General features: G+C 72.7%; 15 protein-coding genes, 2 tRNA genes and 1 other RNA gene. 5 read left to right on the top strand and 13 right to left on the bottom strand.

The window, feature by feature from the left end; genetic code table 11:
• Window position 1: 1 nt before the first annotated feature.
• Window positions 2-1771: a DNA polymerase III subunit gamma/tau gene (dnaX, locus tag LUTJ29_RS0110855; RefSeq protein WP_027072530.1), complete on the bottom strand. Its 1770-nt coding sequence runs from the start codon at window positions 1769-1771 to the stop codon at window positions 2-4.
• 152 nt (window positions 1772-1923) lie between these two features.
• On the opposite strand from dnaX, the gene LUTJ29_RS0110850 reads away from it, so the two are divergent.
• Window positions 1924-2016 (top strand) — tRNA-Ser (locus LUTJ29_RS0110850).
• A gap of 218 nt (window positions 2017-2234) precedes the next feature.
• Here LUTJ29_RS0110850 and ffs read toward each other — a convergent pair.
• The 9 genes from ffs to LUTJ29_RS0110810 all read right to left on the bottom strand — a co-directional run bounded on the left by ffs (window position 2235) and on the right by LUTJ29_RS0110810 (window position 8021).
• An RNA gene (ffs, locus tag LUTJ29_RS18440) (signal recognition particle sRNA small type) lies at window positions 2235-2331 on the bottom strand.
• Between the two features lie 111 nt (window positions 2332-2442).
• Window positions 2443-3024: a hypothetical protein gene (locus LUTJ29_RS0110845; RefSeq protein ID WP_027072529.1), complete on the bottom strand. Its 582-nt coding sequence runs from the start codon at window positions 3022-3024 to the stop codon at window positions 2443-2445.
• Window positions 3021-4037, bottom strand: a complete 1017-nt coding sequence (locus LUTJ29_RS17180) for a beta-propeller fold lactonase family protein (RefSeq protein WP_051322938.1) — start codon at window positions 4035-4037, stop codon at window positions 3021-3023. Before LUTJ29_RS17180 ends, LUTJ29_RS0110845 begins: the two co-directional genes overlap by 4 nt.
• Window positions 4038-4217: 180 nt before the next feature.
• Window positions 4218-4661 (bottom strand): molybdenum cofactor biosynthesis protein MoaE, encoded by a 444-nt coding sequence (locus LUTJ29_RS0110835; RefSeq protein ID WP_027072528.1) that lies wholly within the window; start codon window positions 4659-4661, stop codon window positions 4218-4220.
• Between the two features lie 15 nt (window positions 4662-4676).
• On the bottom strand, window positions 4677-4922 hold the full coding sequence (locus tag LUTJ29_RS0110830; protein ID WP_027072527.1) for a MoaD/ThiS family protein: 246 nt from the start codon (window positions 4920-4922) through the stop codon (window positions 4677-4679).
• Window positions 4919-5413, bottom strand: a complete 495-nt coding sequence (gene moaC, locus LUTJ29_RS0110825) for a cyclic pyranopterin monophosphate synthase MoaC (protein ID WP_027072526.1) — start codon at window positions 5411-5413, stop codon at window positions 4919-4921. The genes LUTJ29_RS0110830 and moaC overlap by 4 nt, the downstream gene beginning before the upstream one ends.
• Window positions 5414-5482: 69 nt before the next feature.
• Window positions 5483-6502: a GTP 3',8-cyclase MoaA gene (moaA, locus tag LUTJ29_RS0110820; protein ID WP_027072525.1), complete on the bottom strand. Its 1020-nt coding sequence runs from the start codon at window positions 6500-6502 to the stop codon at window positions 5483-5485.
• Complete coding sequence (locus tag LUTJ29_RS0110815) at window positions 6499-7263, bottom strand: MBL fold metallo-hydrolase (RefSeq protein WP_043741177.1); 765 nt, start codon at window positions 7261-7263, stop codon at window positions 6499-6501. The genes moaA and LUTJ29_RS0110815 overlap by 4 nt, the downstream gene beginning before the upstream one ends.
• The gene (locus LUTJ29_RS0110810; protein ID WP_027072523.1) at window positions 7263-8021 is read right to left on the bottom strand and encodes a 3-deoxy-D-manno-octulosonic acid kinase; all 759 of its coding nucleotides are present in this window, start codon (window positions 8019-8021) and stop codon (window positions 7263-7265) included. Before LUTJ29_RS0110810 ends, LUTJ29_RS0110815 begins: the two co-directional genes overlap by 1 nt.
• 25 nt (window positions 8022-8046) lie before the next feature.
• On the opposite strand from LUTJ29_RS0110810, the gene LUTJ29_RS0110805 reads away from it, so the two are divergent.
• Together LUTJ29_RS0110805 and LUTJ29_RS0110800 are read left to right on the top strand one after the other, a co-directional pair.
• On the top strand, window positions 8047-9099 hold the full coding sequence (locus LUTJ29_RS0110805) for a glycosyltransferase family 9 protein (protein ID WP_232221199.1): 1053 nt from the start codon (window positions 8047-8049) through the stop codon (window positions 9097-9099).
• 97 nt (window positions 9100-9196) lie between these two features.
• Window positions 9197-10114: a sterol desaturase family protein gene (locus LUTJ29_RS0110800; RefSeq protein ID WP_144774153.1), complete on the top strand. Its 918-nt coding sequence runs from the start codon at window positions 9197-9199 to the stop codon at window positions 10112-10114.
• A 10-nt stretch (window positions 10115-10124) separates the two neighbouring features.
• Here the strand turns inward: LUTJ29_RS0110800 and LUTJ29_RS0110795 are convergent, their stop codons facing one another.
• Window positions 10125-10532, bottom strand: coding sequence for a DUF6165 family protein (locus tag LUTJ29_RS0110795; RefSeq protein ID WP_027072520.1), 408 nt, complete (start codon window positions 10530-10532; stop codon window positions 10125-10127).
• A 125-nt stretch (window positions 10533-10657) separates the two neighbouring features.
• Here LUTJ29_RS0110795 and LUTJ29_RS0110790 point away from each other — a divergent pair.
• Window positions 10658-10748: transfer RNA gene (locus tag LUTJ29_RS0110790), tRNA-Ser, on the top strand.
• Between the two features lie 425 nt (window positions 10749-11173).
• On the opposite strand, the gene LUTJ29_RS0110780 is transcribed toward LUTJ29_RS0110790, so the two are convergent.
• Entirely contained in the window at window positions 11174-13654 is a 2481-nt protein-coding gene (locus LUTJ29_RS0110780) for a glycoside hydrolase family 9 protein (RefSeq protein ID WP_027072519.1), read from the bottom strand.
• Window positions 13655-13735: 81 nt separating this feature from the next.
• Complete coding sequence (gene xerD, locus LUTJ29_RS0110775) at window positions 13736-14689, bottom strand: site-specific tyrosine recombinase XerD (protein WP_027072518.1); 954 nt, start codon at window positions 14687-14689, stop codon at window positions 13736-13738.
• Between the two features lie 42 nt (window positions 14690-14731).
• Here xerD and LUTJ29_RS0110770 point away from each other — a divergent pair, with 42 nt between their 5' ends.
• Window positions 14732-15211, top strand: coding sequence for an RDD family protein (locus LUTJ29_RS0110770; RefSeq protein ID WP_027072517.1), 480 nt, complete (start codon window positions 14732-14734; stop codon window positions 15209-15211).
• Window positions 15212-15310 lie beyond the last annotated feature (99 nt).

Genomic DNA, 15310 nt, shown 5'->3' with positions numbered 1-15310 from the left:
TTCAGCCTTGGTCGAAGGGTCGGATCGAATCGGGCACCAGCCTGGCGCCGCGCTCCTGCATCAGCCGCTGCACGTCGGGATCGGACAGGAACGCCTGCTCGGCCGCCGCCTTGCGTGCGTCGCGCTGCCGCTCGGTGCGCGCGTGCAGGGTCTCGGCCTCGGCGGCGGCGGTTTCCTCGAAGCGCAGCTGCGGCGCGACACCGAGGGCGGGCGCGAGCGCCTGCGCCAGCTGGTTCACGAGGAACGGGGTCTTGAGGTGGTCGTCGGCGGGCGTGAGCCCCAGGCGCAGCACGCCGTCGCGCCAGTCGATGAAGGCGGCGTGGGCGGCGAGTTCGCGCACCGGGCCGCGCAGGGCAAGGCCGGCGACGAGGTCGAGCCAGCCGGCGGCGTCCAGGTCCGTCACCCGCGGCTTCGGCGCCATCTCGATGGCGCCCGCGTCCGGGGCCGGGCCCGACGGCCGCGATGGCGCGGCAGACGGCGGGGGTGCGGGCTCCGGCCGCGGCGCGGGTTCCGGCGCCGCGGACGCAGGAGCGCTGCGCCGGGAAGGTTCCGCACGCGGCGGCAACTCGTCGGCCAGCGCCGCTCGGGCGGCCGCCGCGGCGGCGGTCGCGGCATCGCGCGGGGAGCCGCGTCCGGCCGAGCCGCCACCGGACGTGCCGGCCCCCTGCCCCGCGCCTTCCACCGGCCGGAACGCCAGCATCCGCAGCAGGCTCATCTCGAAGCCGGCGCGCGGCCCCGGGGCCAGCGGCAGGTCGCGGCGCCCGGCGAGCGCCATCTGGTACCAGAGCTGCACCACCTCGGGCCGCAGCGACGCGGCCAGCCCGTCCACGTCCAGGCCGTCGCCGTCGACGACCGCCTCGGGAACGAGCTGGCGCACCTGGATCCGGTGCAGCGCGGCGGCGAGCGCGTCGAGCACCCCCGCCCAGTCCGGCGACATCTCGGCCAGGGACGCGATCGCGGCCATCAGCGCCGCACCGTCGCCGTCGGCCAGCGCCTGCAGCAGCGCGCCGATCCGGGCGCGGTCGACCGTGCCCAGCATCCCGGCCACCGCATCGGCCGTCAGCACCTTGCCCGCGGCGCCGGCGCCGCTGTAGGCGATGGCCTGGTCGAGCAGCGACAGGCCGTCGCGCAGGCTGCCGTCGGCCGCGCGCGCCAGCTGGCGCACCGCGCCCGGCTCGGCGGCGATGCCTTCGGCCTCCAGGATCTTCGCGATCTGTCCGCCGATCTGCTCCTCGTCCAGGCGCTTGAGGTTGAACTGCAGGCAGCGCGACAGCACCGTGACCAGGAGCTTCTCCGGGTCGGTGGTCGCGAACAGGAACTTCACGTGCTCCGGCGGCTCCTCCAGCGTCTTGAGCAGCGCGTTGAACGCCGGCTTGGAGAGCATGTGCACCTCGTCGATGAGGTACACCTTGTAGCGGCCGCGCGAGGGCATGTACTGCGCGTTGTCGATCAGGTCGCGCACGTTGTCGACGCCGGTGTTGGAGGCGGCGTCGATCTCGAGCAGGTCGATGTAGCGCCCGGCATCGATGGCCAGGCAGGTCTCGCACTCGCCGCAGGGGTCGGCGCCGGTGCCCTTCTCGCAGTTCAGGCTCTTGGCGAAGATGCGGGCGATCGTGGTCTTGCCGACGCCGCGGGTGCCGGTGAACAGGTAGGCGTGGTGGACGCGGCCCGACTCGAGCGCATTGCTCAGGGCCCGGACCACGTGTTCCTGGCCCACCAGTTCGGCGAACCGCCGGGGGCGCCACTTGCGCGCGAGGACGAGGTAGGACATGCGTGCATTGTGCCGTGCCACGGCACCGCTTGTCCGGTCCGGCCGCCTCCGGCCGGGCCCGGGCCCGCGCCCGTTCGGTTGTGGTAAAGCCGGGCGACGGCTAGAATTTCCGGCCCCTGCGCGCGGCCGGACGCCGCCCGCCGGGACCTCCCGGAGAGGTGTCCGAGTGGTTGAAGGAGCACGCCTGGAAAGTGTGTAAGCGCCTAAACAGCGCTTCGGGGGTTCGAATCCCCCTCTCTCCGCCAGATACGCGAAGCGCCCCGCAAGGGGCGTTTTGCGTATCTGGCGGAGAGAGGTTGCGATGAGGACCCCAAGTGGGGTTCGACCACCCGCGCAGCGGGTGGCACGGTGGCGAAGCCACCGCCCCCGTCCCACCAGGGCGCCGCGGCCTGCCACCGTCGCCATGGGCGAGCACCTGTCCGCCCATGCGCACTAGCAACAACCAAGGCCACACATGGCGATGGCCCCGCCAGCTTGCCTCGGCACCCGCGTCGATCGATACCGTTGCTGCCTTCCGGCCCTGGCGGGGTTTTCGACCTAGCGTCGCGAGGGGCCGACGGGGCCACCATTGAGACGCCGGCCACGCGATGCGTGGCCGGGATGCGGATTCTAGCAGGGTTCGCGACCATGCCCGGCGCCGGCGCGCTAGCGCGCCGGACCGTAGCCGCGCGCTAGCGCCCCTCCGCAGCGCCCTGGCGGCCGCCGCGCAGTTCGACGACGGGTTCGCCATCGCGCTGGCTGAATCCGAACACGTACGACAGGCGCAGCGCCACCGGCGTCTCGACCACGTCCGGCTCCGCGCAGGCGTCCTCCGACGGGCGGCCGTCGGGCGTGCTGCAGACCAGCGCCGGCTCGAAGATCCACTGGCGCACCGCGTCCTCGAGCAGCTGCGCGAAGCGCGCCTCGTGCGGCCCGGCCTCGCCCGGGCAGGCGTCATCGATGCGCCGGCGCACCTCGCGGACCAGCCCGTCCTCGCCGATCACCACCTCCACGCACAGGTCCAGCGGTGCGAGCCGCAGCGGCAGGAGTTCGGGCGGATAGACCGGCATCGCCACCGGTTCCTCGAGGTTCGGGTAGACGAAGCGCTGGCTCGCAGCGAGTTCCATGCGCGTGGCGCCGGGCGGCGGCGTCACCAGGCCCACCTCGACGCTGCCGGTGGGCGGCGGCGGCTCCACCGGCACGCTGCGGCAGGCCACCAGCAGGACCGGGACGACGGCGCACGCGGCGATCGCCCGGCCCCGCCGCGTCGTCATCGCGCGCCTCCGCGGACGATGCCCAGCGCGTCGGGCTCGTTGCCGGTCTCCCAGGCATCGACGACCTTCCATTCCGCCGTGTCGACGACGGCGATGCGGTTGGCGCCGCTGATTGCCACGTACGCGCGCGGCGCGGCGGGATCGACCGCGATCCCGATCGGCAACGCGTCGCGACCGAGCATCGTGTCGCGGAAGGCCTCGCCCTGCGGCTTGAGCGCGACCGTCGCCACCGGCGCGCGGGTGGCGACGTCGAACACCGACAGCGTCGCGGCGGTGGCGTTGCTGACCAGCGCGTGGCGGCCGTCGGGGGTGAAGACGACGCGGATCGGGAAACCTTCGCTGGCGAGCGTGGCCAGCACCTCGAGCGTGTCCGGATCGTGCACGGTGACGGTGTCCTCGCCGCGGTTCGTCACCCATACCGTGCCGTCGGGCGCGACCTCGATGCCTTCGGCGCCCTTGCCGGCGGGGCGCTCGTGGGTGACGCGGCCTTCGGCCAGGTCCACGCGCACCACGGCGCCGGCGACGATCTTGCTCACGTAGGCGATCGCCCCGTCGCGCGAGAGCGCGACCATGTGGCCGAGCCCGTCGCCGACGTCGATCGCCTGCACCACCTCGCCCGCGTCGAGGTCCACCTTCAGCAGCGCATGGCTGCGCTCGGTGGTGACGAGCACGTCGCCATCGGGCAGGAAGCGGACGCCGTGCGGACGGCGGTGCCCGCCGAGATCGATGGACCGCAGCACCGTGCCGGTGGCGACGTCGACCAGTGTCAGCGAGCGACCGGGCTCCTCCTGGCCGTAATCGGTGACCACGGCGACACGGCCGTCAGGAGACACCGCGATCTCGTGCGGGCCGGCGCCGCTGGCCAGTTCGCGGACGCGCGTGCCATCGTCGAGCGAGAGCTGCCAGAGCGTGTCGTCGGTCTTGTTGCCGACGAGGAGGAGGTCTTGCGCGGTGGAGTTCGTGGTCGCGAAGGCGAGCAGGAGAAGGGCGAGGCGGGCGGTCGGGTGGCGCATGGCAGTGGTTTCGGAATCCTGGACTTGTGTGCGTGGTCGCGGAGGCGGTTCTGGCGGAGGGTTGGACGGGCTGTCGGATGTGTTGCCCGTGGCGACGGTCTCAATGCGATTCGGCGGAGCGATCTGTTGGCGTGGCGCGGTTGTTCACTCTCCTTCGCCCGTACCGGGGGGGTGCAGGACCTATGGCTCGGATGGATCCGTCTGGCAGGGATGCAGCCAGTCCGCTTCGCCGTCGGCGTAGCGCTCGTGCTTCCAGATCGGGACGCGCGCCTTGACCTCGTCGATGATCCAGCGGCAGGCCTCGAAGGCGGCGTCGCGATGGGCGGCGCTGGCGCCGACCCAGACCGCGAGCTCGCCGATCGCCAGCTCGCCGGTGCGGTGCACGGCGCAGGCCTCGAGGATGTCGAACCTGGCCAGCGCTTCGTCCAGGATGCGTGCGCCCTCGGCCTCGGCCAGTTCGACATAGGCCTCGTAGCGCAGGCCGCGCACGGGGCGGCCATCGTTGTGGTCGCGCACCCGGCCCTCGAAACTGGCGCACGCGCCGGCGCACTCATGCTGCAGGCGCGCGTGCAGCGGCGCGATGTCGAACGGTGCATCGGCGATCCGGAAACGCGGCGACGGCATGCGCGCGGCTCCCGCTCAGCCGCCGGACACCGGCGGGATGAAGGCGACCTCGCTGCCGTCGCGCACCGCGTCGCGCCAGTCGGCGAAGGCGCCGTCCACCGCCACGCGCAGGCGTTCGACGGGAAGCGCGAAGCCGTGCCGCGCCTGCGCCTCGGCATACAGCGCGACCAGGTCCGGCGCCGCGGTTTCCAGCGGTTCCGACGCCGCGCCGGCGGCATCGCGCAGGCTGGCGAAGTACAGCAGCGTCACCCTGGCCATCAGCCCACGCTCCCGAAGTCGCGCTTGCCGCCGCGCTTGCCCAGCAGCTTCGCCGGGCCGAGTACGATCGCATGCGAGAGCGCCTTGCACATGTCGTACACGGTGAGCGCGGCGACGGTGGCGCCGGTCAGGGCCTCCATCTCGACGCCCGTGCGGTGGGTGGTCTTCACCGCGCACTCGATCCGAAGCTCGCGCTCGCCGTGCCAGTCGATGGCGATGCGCACGCCGTCGATCGGCAGCGGATGGCAGAACGGGATCAGTTCGTGGGTGCGCTTGACCGCCATCGTCCCGGCGATTACCGCGGTGTCGACGATGCCGCCCTTGGCGCTGCGCAACCCGGACCCGCGCAGTGCGGCGGCGACCGGGGCCGGAAAGCGCACCCGGCATTCGGCCCGCGCCTCGCGCGTGGTGGCCGCCTTGGCGGAGACGTCGACCATGGCCGGACGGCCCTCGTCGTCGAGGTGGGTCAGCTTCGGCTTCGCGGCGCGACTCATGCGGGCATGGTAGCCGCGCAGCCGCGCTGGCGCAGGCCCTGCCCGCGGACCCGCCACGGGCGGCAGGCCTCAGCCACCGACCAGGAACATTTCCACCCGGCGCCGGGGCGTGCGGCCGCTGCCGCGGATCTCGCTGTAGCGGTCGGCGCGCGCGCGCCACAGCTCCGCAAGGCGGGCGGCCACGGCTGCCTCCCCGGCTTCGATCGCGGCCCGCAGGTCGGTGCCCGCGTCCGCGAACAGGCAGGTGTAGAGGCGCCCGTCCGCCGACACCCGCGCCCGGTGGCAGTCGCCGCAGAACGGCGCTGTCACCGAGCTGACGAACCCGATCTCGCCCCCGCCGTCGAGGAAGCCATGGCGCTCGGCCACCTCGCCACGGTATTGGGCGTCCAGCGGCCGCAGCGGCCAGCGCGCGTGGATGCGCGCGCGCAGCTCGGACGAGGGCACGACGCCGTCGCGGCGCCAGCCGTTGCAGGTGCCCACGTCCATGTACTCGATGAAGCGCAGCACGTGGCCGGTACCGCGGAAGCGCTCGACCAGCGGCAGCACCTGGTCCTCGTTGACGCCGCGCTGGACCACGCAGTTGATCTTGAGCGGACCGAAACCCGCCCGTTCGGCCGCGGCGATGCCCGCGAGCACGTCCTCCACCCGGCCGCGCTGCCCGGACAGCGCGCGGAACGCGGCCGGGTCGAGCGCATCCAGGCTCACGGTGAGCCTGCGCAACCCGGCCTCGCGCAAGGCCTGCGCGTGCGGCGCCAGCAGCGCGCCGTTGGTGGTCATGGCCAGGTCCTCGATGCCCCCGATCCGGGCCAGCCGCGCCACCAGCGCCGGCAGCCCCTTGCGCAGCAGCGGCTCGCCGCCGGTCAGGCGCAGCTTGGTGACGCCCAGGCGCGCCGCGGCGCGCACCAGGGTCTCGATCTGGTCGAACGAGAGGCGGCTGGCGGCATCCAGGCCGTAGTCGTCCGGCACCCGGTCGGCGGGCATGCAGTAGCCGCAGCGGAAGTTGCAGGCCTCGATCACCGACAGCCGCAGGTCGCGCAGCGGCCGGCCCAGCAGGTCCATCGGCCCGGCGGGCGCCCGCGGCATGGTCATCCCCCGGCGCCCGGCGGCGCGGGATCGGCGAGCGGGAAGGCCTCGCCCGGGTGCGCCACCCGGAAGCCGCGCGCGGCCAGCGCCTCGCCGTCCGCCGCGGACCCGTAGTGGTAGAGCACGCAGCGCGACAGCAGTTCGCGCGGGTACTCGCGCTCCAGGTCCTCGATGCCGGTGTGGGACGGGTTGCCGTGCAGTCCGCAGTCGTGCGCCACCAGTTCGCCGGCGCCGGCGTGGCGCTGCAGCTGCTCCGGGATCGGCCGGGTGTCGCCGGTGTAGGCCAGGCTGCCGCGCAGGCGCAGGCCGAAGGCGGTGTCCGGCCAGTGGTGGCGCGCCGGGAACACCTCCAGCCGCTGTCCGTCGTGCCAGAACGCCTCGCCCACCGGCACCAGCCGGAACGCGTCCCAGAAGTTCGCCCCGCCCTCGGCCAGCACGTTCGGGTAGTCGGCCACGCGCCGGTGCAGCAGCGGCACCACCGGCGCCGGCACGTACAGCGGCATGCGCCCGCGCCGCGCCGGGTCGAAGTATTCGGACACGAACAGGCGCTCGAAACCGCCCACGTGGTCCAGGTGGACGTGGGTGACGAAGATCGCGCGCGGCGGTTCGCCGTAGTGGTCTAGGTAGGCGGTCAGGCCCTCGCTGCCGCAGTCGATCGTGAGCCACGGGGCCCCGTCGCGCTCGATGGTGGCCATGGGCGCGCCGAGCGCCGTGGCCGAGGCGTTGCCCACGCCCTGGAAGCGCAGCGTCCAGGCCGGCGCGGCCATCAGATCCCCCGCGCCCAGCGCGCGTCGTAGGCCTGGCGCAGGCGCGCGAATCCGGCGTCGACCGCTTCGCGCCCCTCCGCTCCCGCCAGCTTGCGCAGCGAGCGCTGCAGCCGCGCCAGGTTCCGCTCGCGCCAGGCGGTGGCGGGGATGTGCATCCGGCAACGGTCGAAATCGATCATCCAGCCCTTGCCGGCGTCGTCGAACAGGAGGTTGTGGGCATTGAGGTCGGCATGGTCGAGCCCTTCGCGATGGAAGCGCGCCACCAGCCGCCCCGCGGCCTCCCACGGCGCGCCTTCCGGATCCGCGAGCGCCAGCGCTCCCAGCGACTGCACCCCGGTGAGCCGCTCGAGGATGATCCAGGCCCGGTAGGTGGCGCGGCCGCGCAGGTAGCACGCGGCCACCGGCACCGGCACCGGGCACTTGCGCCGCAGCAGCTCGCGCAGCAGCCGGAACTCCGCGAAGCCACGGGTCCGGTGCGCGCCGCGCCACAGGTAGCGGTCGCGGCTGACGTGCGCGGCCATGCCGCCGCGCAGGTACTGGCGCAGCACCAGCGGGCCGTGGCTGGCCTCGATGAACCACGCCCCGCCGCGGCCGCTGCCGCCGACTTCCTGCGCGCGCGAGCCCCACTCCCGGGGGTCGAACCAGCGCGGGTCGACTTGCCGCAACTGCGTGGAGTCGAACAGAATCGCCCCGTATTCCCCGCTGCCACGCGTGTCGTGGAAGGGCGTCAGGCTTTCGCTGGCGTCGAACGCGGCCATGACCATCCAGCGAGTCTAGCAAGCCGTGACGCATCCTCCCGAAGCCCCCCGCTCGATCTGCCTGCTGCGGCTGTCGGCGCTGGGGGACGTGACCCACGTGCTGCCCCTGGTGCACACCCTGCGCGACGCCTGGCCGGAGGTGGCGCTGACCTGGGTGATCGGCACCGGCGAGCACCGGCTGCTGCAGGGCCTGCCCGGGGTCGAGTTCCTCGTCTACGACAAGAAGAGCGGCCTGGCCGGCATGCGTGCCCTGCGCCGCGAGCTGCACGGTCGCCGCTTCGACGCGCTGCTGCAGATGCAGGTGGCGGCCCGCGCCAACCTGCTCTCGGCGTTCGTGCCGGCGCGGCGCCGGATCGGCTACGACCGTTCGCGCTCGAAGGACCTGCACGGCCTGTTCGTGCGCGAGCGCATCCCCGACCGCCCCGGCATCCACGTGCTCGACGCCATCGGCAGTTTCTGCGAGCCGCTGGGCCTGCGCCAGCAGACCGTGCGCTGGGACCTGCCGGTGCCCGGCGAGGCGCACGACTGGGCCCGCGCGCAGTGGCCCGAGGACGGCACGCCCGCCCTGGTGATCTCGCCCTGCTCCAGCCACGTGCGCCGCAACTGGTACCCCGACCGCTACGCCGCGGTCGCCGACCACGCCGCGTCCCGCGGCTGGCGGGTGGTCCTGTGCGGCGGGCGCAGCCGGCTCGAGCGCGAGACCGCCGACGCCATCCTCGCCGCGATGCGGGCCCCGGCGCTGGACCTGGTGGGCAAGGACACCCTCAAGCAGCTGCCCGCCCTGCTCGCCCGCGCCGACCTGGTGATGACGCCCGACTCGGGCCCGATGCACATCGCCAATGCGATGGGCACGAAGGTGCTGGGCCTGCACGCGGCCAGCAATCCTGCCCGCAGCGGCCCCTATTCCGACCGCCGCTACTGCGTGGACCGCTACGACGACGCGGCCCGCAAGTACCTGGGCAAGCCCGCGGCCGAGCTGATGTGGGGCACCAAGATCGAGTTCGACGGGGTGATGGAGCTGGTGACCGTCGACGACGCGGTGGCCGCGTTCGAGCGCTACGTCGCCGACCGCGGCTGAACCGTCCCGGCGGCCGCGCCGGGGTGTGGCCTCCGGCACATGCGCTGGGCGGTGCGCGGCGCTAGCGTCACCGTGCCGACCTCGCGCTGGAACGATGATGCACGCGAACCAGCCCCTGTCGCCCAGGCCCCGGCTGCGCCGGGCCGTCCGCAACACCGCCCAGCCGCTGCTGCTGGCTGGCGCGCTGGCGCTGTGGATCGTCCTCGACCTCGACGAGGGCACGGCCGCGATCCTTTCGCTGGCCGGCGCCCACCTGGTGCTCGCCGTGCTGGAGCGGCTGGTGCCGGCGGTGCCGCGCTGGCGCCAGCGTCCCGCCGAAAAGGCCACGCTCGTCGGCCTCTACCTGCTCACCCTGGTGATGCTGCAGCTGGTGCTGACCTGGTACGGCCGCACGCTGCTGCCCGCCCTGGCCAGGACCCGCGAGGCACTCGGCCTCGGCTGGCCGACGGACTGGCCGCTGCTGGTCCAGGTGCTGCTGCTGTTCCTGGCCTCGGACTTCATCTACTACTGGATCCACCGCGCGGTGCATCGCTGGGGCTGGCTGTGGCGGGCCAGCGGGCACGGCTTCCACCATGCCTTCCACAACCTGCACGCGCTCAACACCGGCGCGAACCACCCGTTCGAGGTCCTGCTGCTCGCCCTGCCGACCGTGCTGCTGGCCGGCCTGTTCGGGGCGGGCGCCGACGCCCTCGCCGGGGCGACCGTGCTGGCGGTGGTGAACACCTCGATCGCCCACGCCAACCTCGACATCGACACGCCGCTGCTGCGCTGGGTATTCACCAACGCCAACCAGCACCGCAGGCACCACTCGCTGGTGTTCGAGCAGAGCAACACCAACTACGCCTGCAACGCGATCCTGTGGGATCGCCTGTTCGGCACGTACTCGGAAGGGCCGGTGGAACAGACCGGGATCGGGCCGAGCGAGCCGGGCCTGCTCGAAAAGCTGCTGCTGCCCTTCCGCGAACCCGATTACGCCGACACCGCGGCGTCGCGCCGCAGTCCGGCGCAGGGCTGACCGCCGGCGCTCAGGCGCCCGAGCCGGTGCCGTAGTCCTGGTAGGACTTCTCCTCCACGTAGGCCGAGCCCAGGGCGAGGTTGATCTCCTTCTTCACCCTGGCGCGCACGTCGTTCTCGAAGTACACGCTGCGCGCCAGCTGGATGAATTCGTCGTCGAAGGCCTGGTCGCGCTCCTTGAGCCGGATGCGGTCCTCGATGTCCCACAGCCGCTCGTTCACGGCCTTGAGTTCGGCGCGCAGCCGGGCGATGTCCCTGCCGGCGGCCGGATGGGCCATCCAGGTGTTCTCCAGCGCCGCCAGTTCCTTGCGCACGTTGGCCAGCTTGTCCGGGTCGGTCATGCGCTCGGACTTGATCTGCAGGATCGAGATCTTGTCGAGCAGCTCGCCGAAAGACACGGGCACGGAAATCTCGGACATGGGGGGCTTGTTCCCACAACGGAGGGGACGGCCAGTCTAGCCTCGCGCCTTGTCCGGGGGCAGCCCGGCCCGTATCATTGCGCCCCCGGCATCCGGTGCCGGGACCGCGCGACACCCGCATTCCCGGGGAGGTGGCAGAGCGGTTGAATGTACCTGACTCGAAATCAGGCAGGCGTTTATAGCGCCTCGGGGGTTCGAATCCCCCCCTCCCCGCCAGATCCGGTCCGAGCCCCCGTCCAGGGGGCTTGTCCGTTCCGGCCCCGACGCGCAGGCGCCGCCGTGCCAGGCCGCGGCAGTCGAACGGGCGGGAACCGACGCGCCGCGTCACTCCAGGCCCCGATTTCCGTGCTCCCGTTCGCGCTTCGGCCGGGCACGGATCCTGCTTGCTGCTTCGTGCATGCCCGTGGGGAAGGCGGGCGAGGACGACGTCGATGCGCGTTCCGGACTTCAGGTTCCGCAGGCTGGGGGAGCAGGCCGGCATCCTGCTGCTGCGTGCCGCGCTGGTGCTGGCACTGGTGTTCGCACTGGCCAATTCGCTGCCCGGCTGAGCCCGGCCGCGATGCGGCCGGCTCCTGCCGGCTGGCCGCGCCGCTGCGTACGGCCGTCGCGGGGCCGCGCCGCGGCCCCGCCCCGCCGCCCGGCTACCGCCCCTCGAGCAGGGCCTGCGCCGCGTGCACCAGGTAGATGTAGCTGGCGCCGAGGTTGATCACGTACTCGTTCTGGCCCCAGAAGAACGGCCAGTCCTCCTTGTTCTCGGGGAAGTCGGGCTTGAGCACCAGCACGCCCGGCACGATCCCGCCGGCGATGAAGCTGAAGTCCGCGCGGTTGGACCCGTAGGCCACCTGCTTGGACTTCGCGCCCACCGCCGAGACGAACGAGATGTTCGAGTCGGGGTGGGTACCGTAGAGGTAGTTCAGGCCCTGCAGGGTCGGTTCGATGTCGAACAGGTCGGGGAAGGCCTTGTGCAGGCGGTAGTTGCCGTTGGCCATGCCGATCACCGCGCCGTTCCCGGCCCAGCCGCCGCGTGTGATGAGCACGCCATACGGATTTTCCTCCGCCATCTTCGCGCGCTCCGCGCGGAAGCGTTCGGCCCGCTCGCGGACCTGGGCACGGAAGCCCTCGCCCATGCGGTCGAGCACCTGCACGACGAGCGGGCCGTTGAAGCCGAAGCGCTCGTCAATCACCGGCCACAGCTCGCGGATGCGCTCGGCGTAGCGCGCATCGCCGGTGGTGGCCAGCAGCTGCACGGCGGCGCGCAGCTCCTCGTCCTGGGGATCCCCGCCGGTGGTGTTGCCGACCCGGAACAGGTTGGGCTCGCGTGAATGCTCGAAATCCCACACCCTGATCGCGGTCGCCAGGCATTCCTCGGCCAGCGCGTCGTTGTAGCCGCGCAGGGCGCGGCTGGCGGCGGCGAGCGCCGCGGCCGAGCCGTAGTTGAGCGCCGTGGTGTTGGTGGTGAACGCCAGGCGGTCGTCGTTGGGCGAATCGGGGTCATTGGGGTCGTCCACCTTGCCGTCGGTCTTGCTGGCCGCGTCGCCCAGATGGGTGTACTGGCCCAGGTCCGGCTCGACGATGCCGGGGATGGCGTGGCCGAACACGCGATGCTGGGCGATCAGCGCCAGGGTGCCGTGCTCGATCTGTTGCAGCAGGTCGGGCACGCCGTCCGGCACGTGGATCTCCACGTGCTGCTTCTCCTGGTCGATGCTGGTCTCGTCGCGCAGCGGCCGGAACTCTTCCCACACGTCCACCAGCCCCATCACCGTCGCGTAGTGGGTCTGGGTGCGGATGTCGAAGTCGCCGGCGTCGAACCAGCCGCCGTAGTTCAGGCCGGGGATGTGCTCGCCGGGCTGGAACGGCGAATCGAGGTCCGGTCCCTGCCCGAACAGGTCGAAATGCTCCTTGTTCGGCGGCACCTGGCGGGCGTCGTCCATGTGCGAGCGGCCGTGCCAGACGCGGTAGGCCTCGTTGACGAACATGTGGTCCATCTGCACCGGGAAGAACACGTCGAGCGTGGGCTGCCACGCATTGGCGTAGGCGTCCGTGGCGATGCGGAAGGCGTTGCTGCGCTGGCCGGCGCCTTCGAGCACGTAGATGCCCGGCTCGCGCACGTGCGAGAAATCGAAGGTGTAGTACTCGTAGCGCAGGTAGCGGCCCCAGTGTGCGGCGTCGGCCGCATGGACCTCGCGTTCGCTGCCGTCCTCGCCGATCCGCAGCAGGCGGACCCGACCGGGCGCGTCCGCATACCGGTCGGCCTCGAGCACCGCGACCTTGCGCTGCGCCGGGTGGTAGCCGACCTGCGAATGGCCGATCACGGTCGGGCGCGTCCAGCCCGGGACCGTCGAGGCCTCCAGCGTCCACTCCAGCACGACGCCGCTGCGCTTCGCCGGCAGCAGGCCGCGGACCACGTACCAGCCGTTCTGGGCCTGGTTGCGGCCGTCGTAGATGCCCAGTTCGCCGCTGGTCGAGCGGATGGTGATGCGGCGCTGCGGATCCTCTGGCGCCAGGGTGAGGCTGCGGCCGGTGGCCATCGGCAGGCGCACGGGCTTGCCGTCGTCGCCGCGCGCGGTCGGCCCGGCGGGGTACAGCGGCAGCTGGCCGCTGCCGGTGTCGCTCACCCAGCTCCTGCCCCAGTAGGCCGACGGCAGGAACTCGAGGTTGAAGCCGGCCTGGCCCTCGAGCGCGCGCGGCAGCGGCCGGTCCAGCACCACCTGGATCCGGACGCCCTGCTCCGCCGGCGAGACCCGGATGTCGTACTCGAAGCCGTGGTCGGGATACGCCAGGCGGGTGGTGACGGTGCCCGTGCGCCGGTCCACCTTGCGGTCGACCATCTGCGCCACCGGATCCCACTGCTCGGGCGTGGGCGACAGGCGCACGTCGCCGTTGGTCGCGGTGCGCGCGCCGTGGTGGATCAGCTCCACGCCCGCATGCTTGGCATCGCTGAACAGGCCGTCGTAGTAGTTGCTGAAGGCCAGCACGTCCAGGCCGCGGGTATGGAAGTACTCGAGCTCGTTGAGCTCCAGCGACTGCGCCATGCCGGCGCCCGGCAGCAGCAGCGCCGCGGCGAGGACGGACGACAGCAGCCGGCGCTTCGCGCGCGCCCGCGGACGGATGGAACGTGTCATGGCATTCCCCTGGGCCGAAAATGTTAACGCTAACATCGAAGCCGCCGGGTGCCTTGCGGCAGTGCAACAGGCGGCGCGCCTTCAGCCGCGCGGATGGTGGCGCGCGTGCAGCTGGCGCAGCTTCTCGCGCGCGACCAGGGTGTAGATCTGCGTGGTCGAGAGCGAGCTGTGGCCCAGCAGCATCTGCAGGGCGCGCAGGTCGGCGCCGTGGTTGAGCAGGTGGGTGGCGAAGCTGTGGCGCAGGCCGTGCGGGCTGATCCGCGCGGGATCGATCCCGGCCGCGGCCGCCGCCCGCTTCACCGTGGCCCAGAACTGCTGCCGGCTCGGCGGATGGCCGTCCGGCCCCAGGAACAGCGCCGGCAGGTTGCGGCGGCCGGCCAGCGCGGGCCGCGCTTCGGACAGGTAGCGCTCCAGCCAGTGCTGGGCTTCCTCGCCCATCGGCACCAGCCGCTCGCGTCCGCCCTTGCCGGTGACGCGCAGCATCCCCTGGCGCAGGTTGACCGCGGTGGCCGGCAGCTGCACCAGCTCGCTCACGCGCAGGCCGCAGGCATACATCAGTTCCAGCATCGCGCGGTCGCGCAGGCCGGAGGGCGTGGAGACGTCGGGCGCGGCGAGCAGGGCCGCGACCTGGGCCTCGCCAAGCGCCTTGGGCAGCGGCTTCGGCTGCTTCGGCGGCTCGACCAGCGCAACCGGGTCGTCCTCGCGCACGCCGCGCCGGCGCAGGTGGGCGAAGAACGCGCGCAGCGCCGTGAGGAGCCTGGCATTGCTGCGTGGCGAATAGCCTTCGCGCGAGCGCATCGCGAGGTAGTCGAACAGGGCGCCGCGGTCGAGCATCGCCAGGCCGCCACCGGCGCCGTCGCGCCAGCGCGCGAGGCCTTCCAGGTCGCGGCGATAGGCGTCGAGGGTATTGCGCGCGACGCCGGTCTCGGCCCACAGGGCATCGAGGAAACCGTTGATCGCGTCGGCGTCGGACTCGCGCAGGGGCGGCAGCGCGTTCATGCGCCGGCGCCGTTCGGCGGGGGTGGTGCTCGACATGGCGCCAGCTTAGCCGACCGCGCGAGCCGCTATCCTGTTGCGATGCCCGCCGACGCCGCCTCCCCCGTCCCGTCCCGACCGTCCGCCTACGTCGGTCGCCGGCTGCTGTCGCTGGTCTACGACCTGCTGCCGGTGGTCGCGCTGTGGCTGCTGCTGTCGGCCGTGTTCACGCTCGCCTACACCTGGCTCGGCCACCACGACCCGCACGAGAACATCGCGCCGTTCAGCCTGCTGCAGTGGCTGCTGTGGGCCGGTTGCTGGGTGGTCACCGGGCTCTACGCCACTGCCAGCTGGCGGCGCGGTGGCCAGACCCTGGGCATGCGCCCGTGGCGGATCCGGGTCGTGGCCGTCGACGGCACCGCGCCCACCCGCAAGGCGCTGTGGCTGCGCTACGCCGTGGGAACGGTGTCGGTGCTGGCGGCCGGGCTCGGCCTGTGGTGGGGGTGGTTCGACCGCGACCGGCTGACCTGGCACGACCGGGCGAGCGGGACGCGGGTGGTGCGGGTGCCGAAGGTGCGGTGAGGACGCGCGAGGCAGTGCCTCGCAAGCGGTCCCGCAAACCTTCCTTGACGTCCGGCCCGGCGCAGCGCGCCGGGCGTTCGGAGAGGGCGCGAGGCAGTG

Source organism: Luteimonas sp. J29, assembly GCF_000472505.1.
GTDB lineage: Bacteria > Pseudomonadota > Gammaproteobacteria > Xanthomonadales > Xanthomonadaceae > Luteimonas.
This window is presented reverse-complemented; position numbering and strand designations above follow the sequence as displayed.